This is a genomic window from Wolbachia endosymbiont (group A) of Gastracanthus pulcherrimus (assembly GCF_964028265.1).
Lineage (GTDB): Bacteria > Pseudomonadota > Alphaproteobacteria > Rickettsiales > Anaplasmataceae > Wolbachia > Wolbachia pipientis.
This window is the reverse complement of sequence record NZ_OZ034763.1, coordinates 554970-573324: the sequence shown is the minus strand read 5'-3', so window position 1 is coordinate 573324 and position 18355 is coordinate 554970. Positions and strand designations below refer to the sequence as shown.

The 18355-nt window shown below is 34.2% G+C and carries 21 protein-coding genes and 1 tRNA gene; 14 read left to right on the top strand and 8 right to left on the bottom strand.

The window, feature by feature from the left end:
- Positions 1-5: 5 nt before the first annotated feature.
- The 9 genes from ABWU47_RS03010 to ruvC all read left to right on the top strand — a co-directional run bounded on the left by ABWU47_RS03010 (position 6) and on the right by ruvC (position 7282).
- On the top strand, positions 6-821 hold the full coding sequence (locus ABWU47_RS03010) for a PAS domain-containing protein (protein WP_077188505.1): 816 nt from the start codon (positions 6-8) through the stop codon (positions 819-821).
- 62 nt (positions 822-883) lie between these two features.
- Positions 884-2056, top strand: coding sequence for a porin (locus tag ABWU47_RS03005; RefSeq protein ID WP_077188504.1), 1173 nt, complete (start codon positions 884-886; stop codon positions 2054-2056).
- A 170-nt stretch (positions 2057-2226) separates the two neighbouring features.
- Positions 2227-2490, top strand: a complete 264-nt coding sequence (locus ABWU47_RS03000) for a transposase (RefSeq protein ID WP_010082296.1) — start codon at positions 2227-2229, stop codon at positions 2488-2490.
- A gap of 140 nt (positions 2491-2630) precedes the next feature.
- Positions 2631-3642 (top strand): IS630 family transposase gene (locus ABWU47_RS02995; RefSeq protein WP_410530061.1). Its coding sequence is split into 2 segments (ribosomal slippage): positions 2631-3110 and positions 3112-3642, totalling 1011 coding nucleotides; the frame shifts between segments, so codons are not numbered across the junction.
- Between the two features lie 119 nt (positions 3643-3761).
- Positions 3762-4546 (top strand): IS5 family transposase gene (locus tag ABWU47_RS02990; RefSeq protein ID WP_353285763.1). Its coding sequence is split into 2 segments (ribosomal slippage): positions 3762-4083 and positions 4083-4546, totalling 786 coding nucleotides; the frame shifts between segments, so codons are not numbered across the junction.
- Positions 4543-5214 (top strand): TenA family protein, encoded by a 672-nt coding sequence (locus tag ABWU47_RS02985; protein ID WP_070356740.1) that lies wholly within the window; start codon positions 4543-4545, stop codon positions 5212-5214. Before ABWU47_RS02990 ends, ABWU47_RS02985 begins: the two co-directional genes overlap by 4 nt.
- A gap of 44 nt (positions 5215-5258) precedes the next feature.
- The gene (locus ABWU47_RS02980; RefSeq protein WP_010962391.1) at positions 5259-5918 is read left to right on the top strand and encodes a TenA family protein; all 660 of its coding nucleotides are present in this window, start codon (positions 5259-5261) and stop codon (positions 5916-5918) included.
- A 47-nt stretch (positions 5919-5965) separates the two neighbouring features.
- Entirely contained in the window at positions 5966-6793 is an 828-nt protein-coding gene (locus ABWU47_RS02975; protein ID WP_006279354.1) for a cytochrome c oxidase subunit 3, read from the top strand.
- Positions 6794-7282 (top strand): crossover junction endodeoxyribonuclease RuvC, encoded by a 489-nt coding sequence (gene ruvC, locus ABWU47_RS02970; RefSeq protein WP_015588791.1) that lies wholly within the window; start codon positions 6794-6796, stop codon positions 7280-7282.
- A 44-nt stretch (positions 7283-7326) separates the two neighbouring features.
- Here the strand turns inward: ruvC and ruvX are convergent, their stop codons facing one another.
- Both ruvX and ABWU47_RS02960 read right to left on the bottom strand, forming a co-directional pair.
- Positions 7327-7794: a Holliday junction resolvase RuvX gene (gene ruvX, locus ABWU47_RS02965; RefSeq protein ID WP_077188502.1), complete on the bottom strand. Its 468-nt coding sequence runs from the start codon at positions 7792-7794 to the stop codon at positions 7327-7329.
- 89 nt (positions 7795-7883) lie between these two features.
- Positions 7884-8027 carry a hypothetical protein gene (locus ABWU47_RS02960; protein WP_209473144.1) on the bottom strand — a complete coding sequence of 48 codons (144 nt, stop codon included), beginning with the start codon at positions 8025-8027 and terminating at the stop codon, positions 7884-7886.
- Positions 8028-8517: 490 nt separating this feature from the next.
- On the opposite strand from ABWU47_RS02960, the gene ABWU47_RS02955 reads away from it, so the two are divergent.
- The 4 genes from ABWU47_RS02955 (at position 8518) to ABWU47_RS02940 (ending at position 13478) form a co-directional block, all read left to right on the top strand.
- Positions 8518-8847 carry a transposase gene (locus tag ABWU47_RS02955; protein ID WP_007548762.1) on the top strand — a complete coding sequence of 110 codons (330 nt, stop codon included), beginning with the start codon at positions 8518-8520 and terminating at the stop codon, positions 8845-8847.
- Complete coding sequence (locus ABWU47_RS02950; protein ID WP_082246250.1) at positions 8831-9466, top strand: transposase; 636 nt, start codon at positions 8831-8833, stop codon at positions 9464-9466. The genes ABWU47_RS02955 and ABWU47_RS02950 overlap by 17 nt, the downstream gene beginning before the upstream one ends.
- A gap of 768 nt (positions 9467-10234) precedes the next feature.
- Positions 10235-11656, top strand: a complete 1422-nt coding sequence (gene gatB / locus ABWU47_RS02945) for an Asp-tRNA(Asn)/Glu-tRNA(Gln) amidotransferase subunit GatB (protein WP_077188500.1) — start codon at positions 10235-10237, stop codon at positions 11654-11656.
- A 52-nt stretch (positions 11657-11708) separates the two neighbouring features.
- Complete coding sequence (locus tag ABWU47_RS02940) at positions 11709-13478, top strand: NB-ARC domain-containing protein (RefSeq protein WP_353285754.1); 1770 nt, start codon at positions 11709-11711, stop codon at positions 13476-13478.
- Positions 13479-13634: 156 nt separating this feature from the next.
- Here ABWU47_RS02940 and ABWU47_RS02935 read toward each other — a convergent pair whose 3' ends face one another.
- The 6 genes from ABWU47_RS02935 to ABWU47_RS02910 form a co-directional block, all read right to left on the bottom strand.
- Positions 13635-14054 carry a YqaA family protein gene (locus ABWU47_RS02935; protein ID WP_077188498.1) on the bottom strand — a complete coding sequence of 140 codons (420 nt, stop codon included), beginning with the start codon at positions 14052-14054 and terminating at the stop codon, positions 13635-13637.
- A gap of 6 nt (positions 14055-14060) precedes the next feature.
- Complete coding sequence (gene cysS, locus ABWU47_RS02930) at positions 14061-15434, bottom strand: cysteine--tRNA ligase (protein ID WP_353285753.1); 1374 nt, start codon at positions 15432-15434, stop codon at positions 14061-14063.
- Positions 15427-16083, bottom strand: coding sequence for an exopolysaccharide biosynthesis protein (locus ABWU47_RS02925; RefSeq protein ID WP_353271229.1), 657 nt, complete (start codon positions 16081-16083; stop codon positions 15427-15429). Before ABWU47_RS02925 ends, cysS begins: the two co-directional genes overlap by 8 nt.
- 90 nt (positions 16084-16173) lie before the next feature.
- Positions 16174-16830 (bottom strand): exopolysaccharide biosynthesis protein, encoded by a 657-nt coding sequence (locus ABWU47_RS02920; RefSeq protein ID WP_264705549.1) that lies wholly within the window; start codon positions 16828-16830, stop codon positions 16174-16176.
- A gap of 166 nt (positions 16831-16996) precedes the next feature.
- The gene (locus tag ABWU47_RS02915) at positions 16997-17164 is read right to left on the bottom strand and encodes a twin-arginine translocase TatA/TatE family subunit (protein WP_006013840.1); all 168 of its coding nucleotides are present in this window, start codon (positions 17162-17164) and stop codon (positions 16997-16999) included.
- A 128-nt stretch (positions 17165-17292) separates the two neighbouring features.
- Positions 17293-18066: an ABC transporter ATP-binding protein gene (locus ABWU47_RS02910; protein ID WP_006279498.1), complete on the bottom strand. Its 774-nt coding sequence runs from the start codon at positions 18064-18066 to the stop codon at positions 17293-17295.
- A 147-nt stretch (positions 18067-18213) separates the two neighbouring features.
- Between ABWU47_RS02910 and ABWU47_RS02905 the strand changes: the two genes are divergently transcribed.
- Positions 18214-18290, top strand: a tRNA-Arg gene (locus ABWU47_RS02905).
- Positions 18291-18355: the final 65 nt, after the last annotated feature.

Genomic DNA, 18355 nt, shown 5'->3' with positions numbered 1-18355 from the left:
AAAGTATGGATGATTTCATAACTGCAAGAAGAAAAGATGATGCTGTGGTATCTGTTTGTCAGGATAATAAGAAAAAAAACGTGTTAATTTTAGGGCTCAATCAAGTTGCAAGGGATTTGTTAAAATATGAAGAGGAGAATTTGCTTAATAAGCCATTAATTAATATCTTAAGCACAAGAGCAGCTGACAACGTGAAGAATTATTTAGAGTATACCGAAAATGGGCACGATTTACTTGATATATTACCTAAAGTGATAGATTTTTCCTTAACTGATGCTAAAGGAGAAGATATCAGGACAAAAGTAAAAGTTTTCCGCACTGCACAATTTGCCAGTAATAAAATAAATTATGAGCTGTTAATACGTGATATCAGTTTGTCCCATAAATTAGGAATCTTTAGAGATGAATATCTAATGGGTAAAAAATATAAAAACCATGACTTATTCGATATACCGGGCAATGAGTCCACTATTCTAGAGTTATACGTTATATTGAATTTCGCCTTTCAACATCAAATTAATGCAGCTATAGGAATAATTGGCTTAAATAGTAGCTGTAGCGAGACAAATGATGCACTGAAAGTTGTCATAGAACATTTTTATAAAAATTGCCGTAGTGATGATTTTCTAGGGTATATTGATGAGAATAAAGTGCTTTTTGTTTTGATTAACTGCGATGTAAAAAGTACATCTAAAATAATTAATCGTATACATTCTGCCATTAATAAGCAGTTATTAATGCAAAAATTACCAAGTGTATCAATAATTTATGGGAATATAGCTCAAAAACAGGCAGCAAAATCTACCAGCGGTGCCTTCTGAAAAGTTGTTTTTTATTTATATTGAGTTTAAACTTAAATTTTTATAAAGATTTAAGTTTATTTATGAAGTTAAAGTACTACCTGGTAGCACTGCTTTCATCATTGTTTTTGCAGAATAGTGCTAGCTCTAAAACAATTTTGGATAAGGAAATATTTTATGCAGAACTAGACGGAAAAATAGATTTGAGATTCGGCTACGCCTTCAACAGAGATTCTTTCAATGCTAAGCCTAAGGATAAAACTTCAAGTTATTCATACTTGCGCTTTCTTTATTTACAGCAAGTTTATCCAAATACTCAAATGGGGGTTAATGTTAAGGCAGGGGTTTCTGGTATTGCAAACCTAAAAGCGTTAGACATAGAAAAGTTAGACATGGAGGAATGGTATTTTATCATAAAAAACCAGGAACTTGGATCAATTGAATATGGTAAAAGAAGTTTAGTTGGTCAGAGCATGTTAATTAACACTTCAAAAATTTATGCAGCTGCTGGAGGAGTAAATGGTCATTGGACAAACTATGCAAATTTGCGCGGTGATCATAAAAAAGATGGTGACCCTGGATATGATCAAGACAAGGTGTTCTGGGTCAAGCCCAATATTTATAGCGATTATAATGAACTCGAACTAGGGTTAAAACAATCATCAATTAACTACACCTCCCCTGAAATCTATAACTTTCAACTCGGATTCAGTTATGTTCCAGGAAAAAATAACTTACAGTATAGCAATTTAATTGCTGCTGGCCTTTCCTATAAAAACAGCTTGTCAGATGATATAGGTTTTACTACTGCCTTAACTGGTGAATTTGCAAGAGAAAATTTAACTGATTGCTCAGATGGGACTTCTAAAAATTATGAATGCCGCAATCAATTACTACACTGGAATTTTGGTTTGAAGCTAAAATTGTTCGATCTTGATTACATTTTTTCGTATGGTAATGGTGGTAAATCTGGTGAGAAGCGTAATCCTGAAACAAATAATACGTATTATATGAATGCAGGTATCGCTTACCGTTCTGATTCTTACAAATCGAGCTTAACATATTTTAGTAGTGGTAGGGATATTGCAGGCGAAGGTACAAACGAGTTAACATCATATGCTTTAAGTCTTGAAAATTCTCTTTTTTTAGGTACTTCATACTATTTCGATATTGTAAAGTTTAGTACAAAAGAGCCTAAAATAGAAAATAACAACTCTGGTTATGTGTTCTTGGCTGGACTGAAATTAAGTTTTTAATATTGCCTCCTTCCAACACTCTTTTCTGTCATCCAAGGTAACCGTTCACAGATTTCCACTTAATTTTTCAATCTCACTCATGGAGAGGCCAGTAAACTGACCTTACCCAGAAAAAGTGGAGAGAAAGAAAAGAGTTTTTTTGGGTAAAATAGAATTTTGGAGGATTAGAAATGGTAAGAGAATATACGGCAGAATTCAAATTGGAAGCTGTTAAGCTGGCAAATGAACAAAGAAAGGTAGGTCAACCAGTTGCAAAAGTAGCAAGAGATCTAGGAATAAGGGATAGTGTATTAGGAAAATGGATGAAGAAATATAACGAAAAAAAGTCAGCGGCAAATGCATTTCCAGGTAGAGGTAACATGGCTCCTTACGACAAAGAGAGGTTTGATTTACAAAGAGAGTTAGCAAGAGTAACAAGGGAAAGAGACATTTAAAAAAAAGCCCTGGCCAGTCAAAAAGAGTAAAATATTTTTTTATAAAAGAGCATAGTAATACCAATTCCCATTACAGGGCAAACAGATGGACAATGATGGAAGAAAAGCCATACTGAAGTAAGTAAAATAGCGAGGTTTAAATGGCATTAAGATCAAAATTATTGGATGAAAAAGTAGTAGAATCAGCAAAAGAAATGCTGAAGAAAGTAAGGAATAATGCATATGTTTCAAAAAAACTAAATGCTGTAATTGCAGCAAAAAAGTACAGTATAACGGCTGTAGCAAAAATATATTGCATTTCAAGAAGCGCACTAACTTCGTGGGTAAAACTCTTGAAAATTGGCAGAGAAGAAAAACTGTTTGCTCCTTCACAACGTCGTAGAAAAACTAAATTAAATCAGGCTCAACTACAGCAAATTGAAGAGTGGATAGAAGAAAATCCTAATATCACCATTAAAGAAATGAGAATAAGAATCCAGGAAAAGTTCGGATTAAATATCAGCAAATCTACAGTACACCGCCATATGCAAAAGATGAAATTCTCATATATTACACCAAGACCAGTTCATAATGGACAAGATAAAAGCAAACAAGAGGAATTCAAAAAAAAATCTCAATTGAGCTATTAGCAAGTATCCAGAAAAAGAGCTATTTTTCTTTGATGAATCACGGTTTGGCACACATTCAAAAGTTGGACATGGGTGGTTTAAAAAGGGGATTAGAACACAGGTTAAAACAAAATTAGGTAGGCAAAATTTCTATCTCTATAGTGCAGTTAATCCTAGAAATGGAGAGAGTTCTAGCTTATTTGCACCAAATGTCAACACTGATTGCATGAACATATTTCTTGAGCAAATTTCGCAATATCTAGAAACACGAGAGGCTTTTCTCGTTATGGACTGTGCTAGTTGGCATAGGTCAAAAAATTTAAAGGTACCTAAAAATATCGACATTATATACCTACCTCCATACTCACCTGAGCTAAATCCTGTTGAGAGGCTTTGGTTATATATAAAACAGAACATTTTGCGCAATAAAATATACGATACAATTGCTCTACTTGAGGGTGCTTTGTGCAAATTTATTACTTCTCTTGCCAGCTCCACAATTAAACAACTCTGCAATGTTTCCTATTTGACTGGACAACAATGAGAATTGGTATTAGAGGTTGTCCGGAAACAAGTAAAAGGCTATAATATCTGAAATTTTAGTACGGGGTAAAGATGAGAAAAAAGTATCCAACAGATCTAAGCGAAAGGGAATAGGCAAGAATAGAAAAACACTTCAGAGTATCATACAAGAAAGGAGGAAGGCTGCCAAAGTATAGCAAAAGAGAAATATTAGAAGCAATTTTCTATGTATTGCGTACAGGGTGTCAATGGCGGTATTTACCAAATGATTTTCCGCTATGGAAGACTGTGTATGAGCAGTTCAGGCAATGGAAGAAGCAGGGAATTTTTGAGAAAATGAATTATGAAATTACAAAATATAGTAGAAGAAAAATAGGAAGGAATGAGCAGCCGAGTGCCTGTATAGTAGATAGTCAATCTGTAAAGACTACAGAAAAGGGGGGATCAAAGGCTATGATGGAAGTAAAAAAGTAAAGGGTAGAAAAAGGCATATAATTACAGACACTCAGGGTTTTATACTAGGTTGTTACGTAGGCGCTGCTAACGAAAATGATAGAGATGGTATTAAAATAGCATTAAACAATATGAGAACAAAATATACTAAAGTTAAAAAAATGTGGGCTGACATGGGATACCAAGGAAGAAATTTAAAGAATCACATAAAGGAAGAATATGACATAGATATTGAAATTGTTACAAGGCCTCCATGTAGATTTTGGGTGCACAAAGATACGCCACCTGAGCTACTACCAACAAGAGAACAAGGGTTTAAAGTACAGCCAAGAAGATGGGTTGTAGAAAGGACTTTTGCTTGGGTTAATAGGAATAGAAGGCTATCGAAGGAGTATGATTTACTCACAACATCCACTGAGAATTTCATATACCTAGCTATGAGTAGGGTTATGTTAAAGAGGGAATATGCTTGAATTTACTTGTTTCCGGACAACCTCTAAAAGAGTTTTCTGATCTTATTGATAAAATAAAAGAACACCCTTTTAATGTTGAATTGATAAATAATACATTAGATTATGAAAAATTCAAATTCTACCTTCAGCAGGATTTTCTGTATTGTATAGATTGCGCTCGTGCTTTTTTAATTGTTGCAGCTAGAGTTGATGATATTGAAATGATGAGTAGTTTAATCAATTTGGCACAAGGAGCATTTTATGTTCGAGAACAGTATAAAAAATATTTTGAAGATTGTGATCTATCTGATGATCACAAAAAGTCAAGAGCTTGTTCTGCCTTTACTGACTTTTTCATGAGTGCCGCATATCACAATTCTGTTAATGAAGCTTTAGTAGCATCTTATTCTTGCTTTAACATATACCAAATCGTTATACGCCATATGGTAAATGAGATAACAACTAAAGGGGTTAAAAATAACAAATACAAAGAGTGGATCAACATTTATAGTAGCGAAACAGTAAATGCTGTAATTGATGAGGTTACTGATATTACAAATAAGCTATATAAAAAAGCTAGTGACTGTGAAAAAAAGAGGATGTATGAGTTTTTTAAGAAAGGGCTGGAATTAGAAATAATGTTTTGGGATGAGGCATATTACTCTAATATATCTAGCAAAGAATATTAGCAGCGGATTATTTACGTTAACTTGATCTTTTATCGATAACTACAGTGTTCAGTGGCATAATTAGGAGCTGTTACGGGTCAAATCTTTTAAAGGATATAATTGAGCATCCTTTTAATGTTGAGTTAGCGAATAACACCCTAAATATAGAGAACTTCAAATTCTATGCTCAACAAAAGACGTTGTTCTTAGGTGATTATATTCGTACCACCTTAATTACTGCATCCAAAATGGAAGATTATAGTAGTATTATCTCGCTTGCTGAAGTAGCCCAAAGAGTAGTGACTGTTAATAGAATGCTATATGACTACTACTTTACTATGTACGGTATAAGTCGCGAAAAGAAATCTCTTGAGTGTTTTAATTTCACTAATTTTCTTTTATCCATCTCGCATAGTAATACCTATGAGGCTATGACGGTTTTGTATTCTTGCATGTTTATATACGAGACTGTCGTTGATAGCATGAAAAATAGATTCAAGAAAAATAATAGATACAGGGATTGGTTTAATTTTTGTTACAGTGATTCAGTAAAGTCTGGATGCATTATTTTGGAAAATATTGTTGATGGATATTGCAGCAGAGCAAGAGAAAACGAAAAGAGCAGAATGCTTGAGTTGTTTAGAATAACTGCACAATTTGTGTTAGATTTTTTGAACGGTGCATATAATTTTTCAAGATTCAATCAATTTCCTAAGGAACATTGACAATTTTAAGCTAATTTGTATCCTTAATAAGTATTTTTTAAAATGCTATGAAAAGTAAAGAACATGATTTTCATTTAGTGGATCCAAGCCCTTGGCCAATTGCTGTATCAGCAGCAATTCTTATTCTTGCACTTGGATTAGTTGGCGCGCTTCATAAACAAATTGTCGGAATGTTTTGTTTAGTTTTGGGAATCTCCGCAGTATCAGGGGTGCTGTTTTATTGGTGGAGAGATGTAATAAGGGAGGCCATTTATGACAAATGTCACACTGCCATTGTAAAACATGGACTCAAATTTGCAATGTACTTGTTTATTCTCTCGGAGGTCGTATTTTTTATAGTGTTCTTTTGTTCATTCTTTAAAGCCTGGCTTGATCCAGTTTTTTTATTTGAGGCGTTTTCTCCTGCAAAAAAAGTTGAATGGCCCCCTGAGGGAATTTTGCCACCTGATCCGTGGTCACTACCATTCATGAATACATTAATATTATTGCTTTCTGGTACAACAATTACTTGGGCAAATCACTCTTTACTTAAAAATGATAAAAAGAGCATGATTAAAATGCTGTCCATAACTATATTGCTTGGAGTTTTTTTTATAATAGTGCAAGCAATAGAGTATCATGAAGCGAGTTTTTCTCTACAAGAAACAGGAGAAAAGCTTATTTATACATCCAATTTTTATATGATTACCGGTTTTCACTGCGCACACGTTATAATAGGAATAATATTTTTATCAGTGTGTTTATTTAGAGCACGGAAAGGCCAATTTACACTTCAGGACCATTTGTGCTTTGAGTTTGCCTCCTGGTATTGGCACTTTGTAGATGTAGTCTGGATATTTTTATTTTTGTTTGTCTATTGGTTAAGCGTTTATTAAGTGGTTAAAATAATAGGTCTAGATCCAGGAATAAGCAAGACTGGGTGGGCCATTATCAGCCTGAACGAAAAAAATAATATTGAATTTTTGGGCGGCGGTACCATATCAACTGATGGTAAATTGGGTACAGGTGAACGCCTACATACAATTTTTGAACAATTAAAGAAAGTAATTTCCCTATACTCTCCGAATGAAGCTGCGGTGGAGAAAATTTTTGTTAATAAAAATCCTAAATCTTCACTAACTTTAGGATATGCAAGAGGGGTTGTAATTTTAGCGTTAAAAATAACAAAGCTAACTATGAATGAATATGATGCAAACTATGTAAAAAAAAGCATTACCGGAAATGGTCATGCTGATAAGGATCAGATGATATTTATGGTGAAGCAAATAGTTAAAAATTTGAGTATAAAATGCCACCATGCTGCTGACGCTCTTGCTGTAGCAATTTGTCATGCTTATACGAAAGGTTCTTGTTTTGTTGAGTAACTTTTATATGGGATTCAGTTTGAAGATTTCCAGATCTGGAAAAACTATTTGATTGTATTTATCTTGTCTAACGTTCGTTGCAAAATAATACATGCGGAGATTTTATCATCTATTTTTTTCGATTTTGTGATTGATATTCCAGTGATTTTTAGTGTATGAGTTGCAATAGATGTTGATAAGCTCTCGTCTTGTAAGTATATATTTACTTTATATTTTTTTATTATTTTATTTGCAAATTGGATTATGGTTTTACACCATTTAGTTTCTTGCTCGTCTATGTTTAATGGTATTCCTATTACCATTGATCCAGCTTCATTTTCTTTGAATATTCTATGCAGATAACCTAAATCTTTGCTCATATTTTTTCTGTGATATATGCTATGAGCTGTGGCTATGAGCTGTGTTTTATCGCTAAATGCTATGCCTATTTGCTTTTCTCCCATGTCAAGGCACATTATGCGCTTATCTTTTGGAATAGACTTTAGAAACTCATCTGGATTTCTATGTAGCATCTATTAGACTTCCTTTAAAGTGACCTTACCAAAAAAGTGGAGAGAAAGTTAAGAAAATTTTTTACAAAAAGAATAATGAATCAAATTGCTCAGGAATGCAATAGACTTCTTGCATAACCCAAACTAAGTAGAAAAAAGGTATCATCTAAGTAGCTGACACTGGTTTCCATCCAAAAGGGCAGTGCCCCTATGATGTCATTCCAGTGCTTGACACTGGAATGGCTTTGTTGCATCGCTAGCTATGATGGATTAAAGATAAAAAAGATAGCGAATATCAGTAGCTTATTATTCTGGTATTTATAACAAGAACGGTCAGTGAATACCTAAATTTGAGTAAAAGAAATTTCACTACCACTCACTAATCTGGCTAAAATTCAAGAATTTCAATGCTTTAGCTATTTTCAATAGAATTAAATTTATTAATATAAATAACAAATTACTATTCTTAAATTTGATCAGATTGATTGCAAAAAAACAAGATTTTCAATAGGTTGCTTATAATCCTAACTATAGTTAGCCTTTCATAAGTAGCGATGCAACAAAGCCCACTGGGATCCAGATTGGGCACTAAGTTGGTAAACACGAAAGCGCTTTACAACGTTTTTGATGGAACTGTGCAAAAGGACTGGATTCCAGTGGGCTTTGTTGCATAGCAACTGAAAAATCTGGTGGCTACTGACAAAATTCATTATAAAATAGCCATTTAACCTTGAAAGAAAAAATATGCCACAAAAAATGAGGGTCAGTAACCATAGCGAATATAACAAATTTCTAGAAAAAAGAGGAAATATTTTTCATTATATCAACGAAGCCATAGAAAAGTGGTACGAGAATGGTCCAAAAATACCAGGTGGCAACAATATTTATAGCGATAAAGTTGTAATTTTGGTGCACATAATAACTTGTTTATTTAGAATAGGCCTGAGGCAAACAGTTGGGTTTATAGCAGGATACCTTGAGCAAATTGGGAAAAATTTGCAAGTTATCAGCTATTCACAATCATCAAGAAGGTTTAAGAAACTCAATATTAAGATCAATGATTGCAGAAAATAATATGGAAGATATCGAAATTGCTATAGACAGTACAGGAATTAGTATATACAACAACACTCCTGGTCATAGCAAAGAAAATAGCGAAGATAGAAAGTATCGCAGCTATGAACAGACAAGAAAATTGCATGTAATGTTGAATACAAACAGCAAAAAAGCCATAGCTGTAAAATACAGTAACGGTGTCTACTCTGATCACTATGGAGCTTGTGATTTGCTAAAAGAAGTCGATTTTCAGTATGTCATAAAAGTACTATATGCAGATAGGGCATATGACAGAGAAAAGCTCTATAAGCTGTGTAATCAATATGGTATAAAAACGAAAATTCCTCCGAAAAACAACGCAGCAGAGCATCCAAAATTGGATTATATGCTTGATAGAAATGCCGCTATTCAGTTAATGAAATTACATGGTGAGAATGGTATAAAAAGATGGAAAGAAGAAGTAAATTACGGAAAAAGATCGTATATTGAAGGATTTTTCTCAAGGTTGAAGCGAATATTTGGGTTTAGTTTTAGGAGCAAATCTGAAATTAATCGTGAGAAGGAACTGCTACTCAAGTGTTATTTGCTTAACAAATTTACTGAAATAGGCATGGCTAAGTTTGAGATAGCTTCATGAATTTATTGTACGTTACCTACTATCCGAAGAGCGATGCAACAAAGCCCACTGGGATCCAGAAGACTTAATTTCAACCAAATAATAAAGGCTGGATCCCAGTGCTTGGCACTGGAATGACAGCAATCCTACGTCATACCGCGATTCATTCGCGGTATCTCGGCCGCTAACAAGTAGCGGGATGACGGTTATCGTTTAGCTACAAACATTAAGAAATTTACCAAACGAAAAAAAAGGCAAAAGAAGCCCCGTGGTTGGCTAATTACTTACATTATACTTTCAAGTATGGCGTTTTTTTATTCTAAACACTTAATAACCGCGATTCAGTTGCTTTTAAACCGCAACTAATCTAAATTATAAACGTTAAGAAATTTACTAAACAGAAAAAAAGGCAAAAGAAACCCTAGGGTAGCTAGTTATTCACTATCCATTTTTTAAGTTGGCGTTTTTTTATGTTTTAAACGCTTTATAAGCGCGTTTCAGCTTATGTAGGTAGAAGTTTTATAAAGACATAAGGTGCACATAGTGCAAAAAATTAAACATGAGACGCCAGATACGTGAGCTTTTTTGTCATTTAATCTGTACAGAGAAGATAAATAAATAGCTTCAATTTTATGATAAGAGGGCTGGCGAAGCTTGTCAAGTAATCTTTTGCATTTAACCCGTTTCTATGGGTAAAACAATCTGCATACCACTTAGCTAACATGAGTTTTGTTTTGACTTTTTGTGCTAATTTTGCAGAATATTAAGATTATCATTTAAATAAAATACATGACGAAAGAGGATTGGGAAGCGGTAATTGGGCTTGAGGTACACGCTCAAGTTTCTTCTAATACGAAGCTATTTTCTAGCTCATCAACGGAATTTGGTGCTGAGCATAACACTCAAGTTTCTCTAGTTGATGCGGCAATGCCAGGTACGCTGCCAATACTAAATTATTACTGCATAGAGCAAGCAATACGCACTGGTCTTGCACTTTCTGCAGAAATTAATAAGTATTCTTACTTTGATCGGAAAAATTATTTTTATCCTGATTTACCGCAAGGTTACCAGATAACTCAGTTTTTTGAGCCAATAGTTAAAAACGGTAGAGTATTTATCAACGACAATGAAAAAGAAATAAGAATTGCGAGAATTCATTTAGAGCAAGATGCAGGAAAGAGCGTTCATGAGGAAAGCAAAACTTATGTAGATTTAAATCGTGCAGGGGTTGCTTTAATGGAAATTGTTTCAGAACCAGATCTCCGTTCATCTGCGGAAGCTGCAGAATGCATGAAAAAATTGAGGCAGATTTTGCGTTACATTGGTTCGTGTGATGGTGATATGGAAAAGGGATCACTTCGTTGTGATGCAAATGTTTCTGTCCGCCTAAAAGGCAGTAGCGCACTTGGCACTCGTTGTGAGATAAAAAATCTGAACTCGATACGTTATATTGTGCAAGCTATAGACTATGAAATACAAAGACAAATTGAAATTTTAGAAAGTGGGGAAGAAATAAGTCAAGATACCTTATTGTTTGATGTTGCTTCGGGAAAAACAAAAGTGATGCGAAACAAAGAAGATGCAAGCGACTATAGATACTTCCCTGAGCCTGATTTATTACCTGTTGAGGTAAGCCAGGATAAAATCGATTCTATTAAATCATCTTTGCCTGAGTTGCCAGATCAAAAAAAGCTGCGATACATTGAGGAATTGGGTATCAACGAATACGATGCAAACGTCATTACTTCCGATAAGGCGATTGCTGATTACTTTGAGGAATTGATAAAAAAACATGATTCAAAGCTCGCGGTCACCTGGTTAACTGTAGAGCTTTTCGGTCGTTTAAATAAAGCAGGTATTGATATTGTGAGCTCCCCAATCAAAGCAAATGCTTTGTCCGAACTCTTAGATTTTATCGTTGATGGAACAATCTCTGCTAAACTTGGCAAGCAGGTATTCGATAGTATGTTTGAAACTGGCAAACCTGCATCTTTAATTATAGAAGAGCAAGACCTAAAACAAATAACCGATAGAGGTCAAATATCAGGAGTTATCGACACAATCGTCAATAACAACCAAGATAAAGTTCAAGAATACAAAAGCGGTAAAACAAAGTTATACGGATTCTTTGTCGGCGAAGTTATGAAACTTACCAAAGGAAAAGCCAGCCCTGATGTGGTGAATTCAATTTTGAGTGAGAGATTAGAGTGAGGTGCCTGTAAGATTATCCTGCTCGGCAGTTAAGCGCACCTTTCATGGTATTATGTATCAAGCGAGATGGCTAATGCTGTTTCCTAAACATGCAGTAGATAGAGAGTATTCTTTCCGCCTATTCACAGAGAAAAAATCAGCTAAGGATTTTGATGATATTGTTCTTCGGTATGAACAAGATGGGAAAATAGTACATAGATTCATACAAGTCAAGCACAGGCAGGGTAGGCACAAAAAGATCAGCATAGGTGACTTATTAACACCGGGAAAGAATGGTGCGTTTGGCTTAATAAAATATCTCATTGCTTATTTAAAGATCAAAAGTAGTGGAGAGTTTGAGGGTGAAATAAAGGATTTTTTTATTGCCACAAATGTCGGTTTTGACTTTGAAAGTCTAGCAGATAAGGGAATTTCATTTACAAGAATGAACACAGAAGATGAGTTTCTGAATATAGGCAGTAGTGTAAGATATAAATTTGATAATAGTATTATCTCACACTTGCAAGAGAATATGGATTTTATAAAGGGTGAGGTAGGTGGACAAGTTAGCGATGGAGAAATAAATAAGAAAATAGAGGAATTTCCAGATAAATTGGTGTTTGCAGTTAATTTACCTAACCATGCTGAACTGGAAGGATTAATCAAAAATGAGATAAGTAACAAATTGATCGAAAAGTTCAACTACTTTGGTAATGACGAAACTGCTTACAACGCGCTTTTTATGAAAATGTGGAGTTGGATGAAGGATAGAGAAGGACGTTTCCTTTCACATAAAGAAGGCGAAGAGCTTTTCCGAAAAGTAGAGATGTGTGCTAGTACTTTAAGTGAGATAAGACAAGAAGTAGAGAAAGGGAATAAAGAAATAGGTAAAATAGCAAAACAACAGCGTAAGGATAGTAAAACACTGCATAAAATACATGCAGTTGCAACAACACAGAATAACAAGCAGATAGAGAAGCCTATTCAGTTTAATATGGTATATCCAGTTGAGATGTTTGTTGGGAGGGACAGCGAATTGCAAGAAATATATGGTAAATTGCATGAAAGTACTGGCAAACTAACGGCAATATCACAAATGCTTGTTATCGGTGGTCTTGGAGGAATAGGAAAAAGTGAGTTAGCTAGGAAATACGCTTATGAATATAGAAAAGATTATGATGGCAATGTTGTATGGGTAAACGCTGAAAACTTTGGAATTATGAAGAATTCTTTTCTGAAGTTAGCTGAGGATGATAAACTAGGTATTCCTCCCCAGGATAAGTACGGAAATGACAAGACGATAGAAACTATTGTTAAAGAAATATATGCTTTCTTTGCAAGAAGGGGAAGGAAAAGCCTGTTCATTTTTGATAATGCTGAGGGATATGAGGATATTAGTAAGTTTTTGCCATTCTCTTTAGGCCAGGACTATAACAAGCCTTGCGTATTAATTACTTCTCGTAGTAAAGATTGGAAAGTAGGAGAAGAGGAAGGTAAGATACAAGTAATACAATTAGATGAGTTTACTGAAACAGAAGCTTTGAGGTTTGTGAAGAAGGCTTTGAATATAAGAAATAATTTACAAGATGAAGAAATAAAAAAACTAACAAAAGAATTGCAGTATTTTCCATTAGCTTTGGGGCAAGCAGTAAAATATATAAACGAAAGCAATATTGTACTAAGTCGTAGAAGTAAGAAAAAAATTAGTGTTAGTGACTACCTGAAAGAATATGAAGAAGAAGCAGAAAAACTGCTTGACTTTGAATCCAAATATAAAAGTGACTGTTATACTAAAACAACATTTGTAATTTGGAAAATTACAAATGTCCTACCTTGCTCCTGATGATATTTGTATAAGAGAAATTTTTTCAAATAAAGTTACTTTTAGCTCATGGTGCATCCTTATAACTATTGAAATTTTGCATTTAATTTATAGCTCCGCTTCTATCAGGGCATAGGATGACAGAAGTGGGCTTTAATAGCTGTAGTACTATAGCTGTTATACGCCAAAAGTAAGTATTAGATATAACAAATAGAAGAAATTAGATAGAATGATTAAAGGGGCAAGGATATAAAGGTTTAACTTAAAATAACCTGATAAAATTTGAATCACACTTCCAAGTGCTGGCACCCACGAAAGTAATGCAACTGCACAAATCAGTAGATTTCTTACGATTTTTGGTGTTTTATGCTCGTTCTCTAGTTTGTGGTATGATTTTCGTATAGAGATTGTTATTCTACCTAAGTACCAGTTAACTATTCCACCAAGGCTTGATCCTAGTACTCCAAAAAATAACATAAGTAGTGGAGTGTGATACGACCTGAAATAAAGCATGGTATTGAACACAAAACCTTGATGTATGGGTAAGACTAATGATGATACTAGACTATCTGTGAATAACAGGAAGTAGTTTTCCATATGAATTTACCAGGTTGTTGTACCATCTTCATTGTCAGAAATTGTAATCCCCATTTGTTTCAACTGATTTCTTATTTTGTCTGCAGTATCGTAATTTTTATTTTTTTTTGCAATTTTTCTTAAGTCTATCAACCTTTCTATTTCTTGATGATTTACATCCACAGCAAACCACTTTTCATAACTTGACTCAAGAAGACCAATAAATCTGGCACTCTTAACAAAACTCTCAGTTAATTTAAGCTTTTCACTTTCATTACTCATTTTGTTGATTTTTGCAGCCATTTCATGTAATATAGCTAGAGCTTCAGGGATGTTTAAGTCGTTTTTTAAAGCGTCTATAAAATCTTTAGAAATCTCTGCGTTACTTTCATCAATATTCGTTATATCTAAACCACGTAATAACCGATAAAATTTGCTTAAGGTTTCCTGTGCATCAGAAATAACGTTTTCTGTCCAATCAAGTGGTTTTCTGTAGTGAGTTTTGAGCAGTGCATAGCGTATTACTTCACCCTTTATTCCACTATCTAGCAAATCCCTTACTTTGACTATATTAAATAAGGACTTGCTCATCTTTTCTTCATTTACTGTAAGAAAGCCGTTATGTATCCAGTATTTTGCAAACATTGATCCAGCAAATGCGGACTTACTCTGTGCAATTTCATTTTCATGGTGAGGAAATTGTAAATCTATGCCGCCACCATGAATATCAAAATCTTTGCCAAGGTAAGCATATGACATTGCTGAGCATTCTATATGCCATCCAGGCCTGCCCTCTCCCCATGGGCTATTCCAATAACTTGAAAGTTTGTAGTCAATATCATTTGCAGGCTTCCACAGCACAAAATCTCCAGGGTGCTTTTTATTTTCATTAACTTCAACTCTGCTACCTGGAACCAATTCATCAGTTTTTTTTCCTGATAAAGCACCATATTCATGGTAAGATTCTATATTAAAATACACGTGTTTGTCAGATTCGTAAGCGTGGCCTGATTGCAGTAAATGTTCAATTAATTTTATAATATAATCTACGTTTTCCGTTGCTTTTGGCTCGTGTGTTGGCTCTTTACAATTTATGCTTTCCATATCATCATGAAAAGCTTTAATGTAATATGTGGTTATACTTTCTATGTTGCTATTTTTCTCGCTTGCTGCATTAATTATCTTATCATCAATGTCGGTTATGTTACGCACATAGGTAACTTTGCCATAACAAAACTTGAGTAGCCGAAATAACACATCATACACAACAACAGATCGTGCATTGCCTATATGTGCTGTGTCATATACTGTTGGTCCGCAAACATACATTTTCACATGATCTTTATCGGTTGGTGTAAAAAGTTCCTTTTTTTTTGTTAAGGTGTTGTAAAGCCTAACCATATACAAAGCTTTTGAGAAAAGAAAATGCCCCAATTATAAGTTGTGGCCCTTTGACTACTACAACAAGAGTAAGCAATAACCCACACAATGATATTAGAACTCCCAATATGGATAGAAACCCATCTTTACTCATGATACCAAGCGAAATAAGAGTCGTACCAATTGCAGGAATGAAGTTAGTAAGAGGTAGTGGAAGAGCTATTGATAACGCACAAAGCAGCATTATAAAAGCTAAAATTTTTTCACCGGGCCCATAGAAAATAAAAGACATTCTTGGTCTCATGAACTTTTCTATTTTTTTTAATGCTGGAGAAGTTTTCTCTACCACAAGAGCTAGTGTTGAACGCTGAAAAGATCTTCTTTCTAGCCAACTGGGCATCCAAGGAGAATCAAATCCAAATAGAAGCTGCAGTGAGAATAAGATTAAAGGTATAGAAAGAATAGTTGTATAACCAGGTGGAACCGGTATAGGCACCGATAGCGGCAAGGAGAAGATGATTATTAAAATACCAAAACCACGCTCATGCAAAGCTGTTTTAATGTCAAACAAAGTTACTTTATCGCTATCATTGTTATTGGTATCTGCAACTTCTTTTAGAATATCAGAAGCTAATTTATCACTTTTAGTCAACTTATCATTTTTTGACACGAAAAACCTTTGATAAAAATAATTCTTAACACAATTATTGTTTTATTTCAATATGCATTATTCATTTTGCGCTAGTAATTCGTTCTTTTGTTAAAGTGTTGTAAAGCTTTTAAGAAGAGAAAGTGCTCCGGTTATAAGTTGTGGTCCTTTGACTATTACAACAAGAGTAAGCAACAACGCGCACAATGATACTAAAACTCCCAATATGGATAGAAACCCGTCTTTACTCATAATGCTAAGTGAAATAAGAGTTGTGCCAATTGCAGGAAGGAAGTGAGTAAAAGGTAATGGAAGAGCTATTATTATTGCACAAAGCAACATCATAAAAGCCAGAATCTTCTCACCAGGCCCATAGAAAATGAAAGACAGTCTTGGCTTCATGAATTTTTCTATTTTTTCTAATACAGGGGAAGTTTTCTCTACCACAAGAGCTAGTGTTGAACGCTGAAAAGATCTTCTTTCTAGCCAACTGGGCATCCAAGGAGAATCAAATCCAAATAGAAGCTGCAGTGAGAATAAGATTAAAGGTATAGAAAGAATAGTTGTATAACCAGGTGGAACCGGTATAGGCACCGATAGCGGCAAGGAGAAGATGATTATTAAAATACCAAAACCGCGCTCATGCAAAGCTGTTTTAATGTCAAACAAAGTTACTTTATCGCTATCATTGTTATTGGTATCTGCAACCTCTTTTAGAATATCAGAAGCTAGTTTTTTATCTTTAGTTAGTTTCTCACTTTTTTGCACAATTATCCTTTAATAAAATATTCCTCTTAAGCTAACATAGTTGTTGCTGTATTTCAATATTTGTTATTTATTTCATACCAACACTTCATCTCTTTCATTCTTTAACCTGACTAAGTTTTTAAACAGATGACATGCACTAAGGTGCATGTCACGAAGTATGAGGACGCTAACGATCTGGTTCATTAGACGATAATTTTTCTGAGTCCTTAAGCTCCTGTTTAAGGTTTTTGATGCCTTTTCCTAAATCACCCATAACTTGCGGTAATCTGCCTGCACCAAACAGAACTAAAATTATTATTAAGACTAGAAACAATTGCCATGGTCCTAAACTCATTTTCACCTCCATTTAAAATATTGACCTTTAAATATTAAAACTTGACTGAAGTCAAGTAACACATAGATTATATCACCTTTATTTAATTATAAATCAAGGTTTTTTAATTACTTTATAACAATCCCAAACTAGATTATTTTCTTGCAGCGAATAAGTGGAAACTTTTCGCTTAACTGTAGAGTAGAAGAGAGCTCACTAAAAAACTTTGCTAGCGTATCATCTTTAGGCTTATGGTATATATCGCTAGAAACTCCTGATTGAATAATTTTACCATTTTTCATTACGTAGATAAAATCTGCAACTTTCAATGCTTCTTGCGGGTCATGAGTTACCATTAGCACAGGGATATTTTTACTTCTAAAAAGGGACAATATATGTTGTCTTATTCGGCACTTGAGCAGTATATCTAAATTAGAAAATGGTTCATCTAACAACACAACATCAGGGTTTTGTGCCATCACTCTTGCTATTGCAACTAATTGTTGCTGTCCTCCAGATAAGGCGTTAGGGTACATATTTTCATATTTTTCTATATTGAGTAACTTCAAGATTTCCAATGCAATTAGGTGCTTTTCTCTCTTGGAAGAGCTGCGGATAGCAAAGGTTATATTTTCTACTACTGTTTTATGAGGAAATAATGCAGAATGCTGAAAAATCAATCCGATATTTCTATGCTCTATAGCGACTGATGCCTTATTACTTGCAACTAACCTATCATTTATAAAAATAGTTCCAGATTTTGGATTTTCTATCCCCGCAATTAATTTCAAAATTGTTGACTTGCCACAGCCAGAATGCCCCAATAAACATGCAACACTTCCTTTCTTTACTTTAATGTTTATATTGCTTAAAGCAAAGTCGTTTTGATTGTTATAGAAATAACCAATATTGTTAACTAGCATTAATCTTACTTAAACCATGTTATTAAGTATAATAGCATTATACTCAAGAAGTACAGAAATGTTTTTTGTCGTCATAAATTGGTTATGCAAGAAATCTAGAAAAGAAAGGATTTTTTGCTATAACTTTACATGAATGGTAGGAAACACGGGACTATAGCTCAGCAGGATAGAGCATTGGACTCCTAATCCGAAGGTCGTGCGTTCGAATCGCACTAGTCCCACCACATTGCTTCACAAATTTTATGGAGATTTTTTTTCACAAATACGCACACCTTTTTTTGCGGTTTTA

What these genes read in the sequence shown, in the direction of transcription:
- ruvX (WP_077188502.1), bottom strand. Translation starts at nt 7,794, where the DNA reads ATGCTACATAGAAATCCAGATGAGTTTCTAAAGTCTATTCCAAAAGAT.
- gatB (WP_077188500.1), top strand. Translation starts at nt 10,235, where the DNA reads ATGACGAAAGAGGATTGGGAAGCGGTAATTGGGCTTGAGGTACACGCT.
- ABWU47_RS02910 (WP_006279498.1), bottom strand. Translation starts at nt 18,066, where the DNA reads ATGCTAGTTAACAATATTGGTTATTTCTATAACAATCAAAACGACTTT.
- ABWU47_RS02935 (WP_077188498.1), bottom strand. Translation starts at nt 14,054, where the DNA reads ATGGAAAACTACTTCCTGTTATTCACAGATAGTCTAGTATCATCATTA.
- ABWU47_RS02960 (WP_209473144.1), bottom strand. Translation starts at nt 8,027, where the DNA reads ATGCAACAAAGCCATTCCAGTGTCAAGCACTGGAATGACATCATAGGG.
- ABWU47_RS02915 (WP_006013840.1), bottom strand. Translation starts at nt 17,164, where the DNA reads ATGAGTTTAGGACCATGGCAATTGTTTCTAGTCTTAATAATAATTTTA.
- ABWU47_RS02955 (WP_007548762.1), top strand. Translation starts at nt 8,518, where the DNA reads ATGCCACAAAAAATGAGGGTCAGTAACCATAGCGAATATAACAAATTT.
- ABWU47_RS03000 (WP_010082296.1), top strand. Translation starts at nt 2,227, where the DNA reads ATGGTAAGAGAATATACGGCAGAATTCAAATTGGAAGCTGTTAAGCTG.
- ABWU47_RS03010 (WP_077188505.1), top strand. Translation starts at nt 6, where the DNA reads ATGGATGATTTCATAACTGCAAGAAGAAAAGATGATGCTGTGGTATCT.
- ABWU47_RS02940 (WP_353285754.1), top strand. Translation starts at nt 11,709, where the DNA reads ATGTATCAAGCGAGATGGCTAATGCTGTTTCCTAAACATGCAGTAGAT.
- cysS (WP_353285753.1), bottom strand. Translation starts at nt 15,434, where the DNA reads ATGGTTAGGCTTTACAACACCTTAACAAAAAAAAAGGAACTTTTTACA.
- ABWU47_RS03005 (WP_077188504.1), top strand. Translation starts at nt 884, where the DNA reads ATGAAGTTAAAGTACTACCTGGTAGCACTGCTTTCATCATTGTTTTTG.
- ABWU47_RS02975 (WP_006279354.1), top strand. Translation starts at nt 5,966, where the DNA reads ATGAAAAGTAAAGAACATGATTTTCATTTAGTGGATCCAAGCCCTTGG.
- ABWU47_RS02950 (WP_082246250.1), top strand. Translation starts at nt 8,831, where the DNA reads ATGATTGCAGAAAATAATATGGAAGATATCGAAATTGCTATAGACAGT.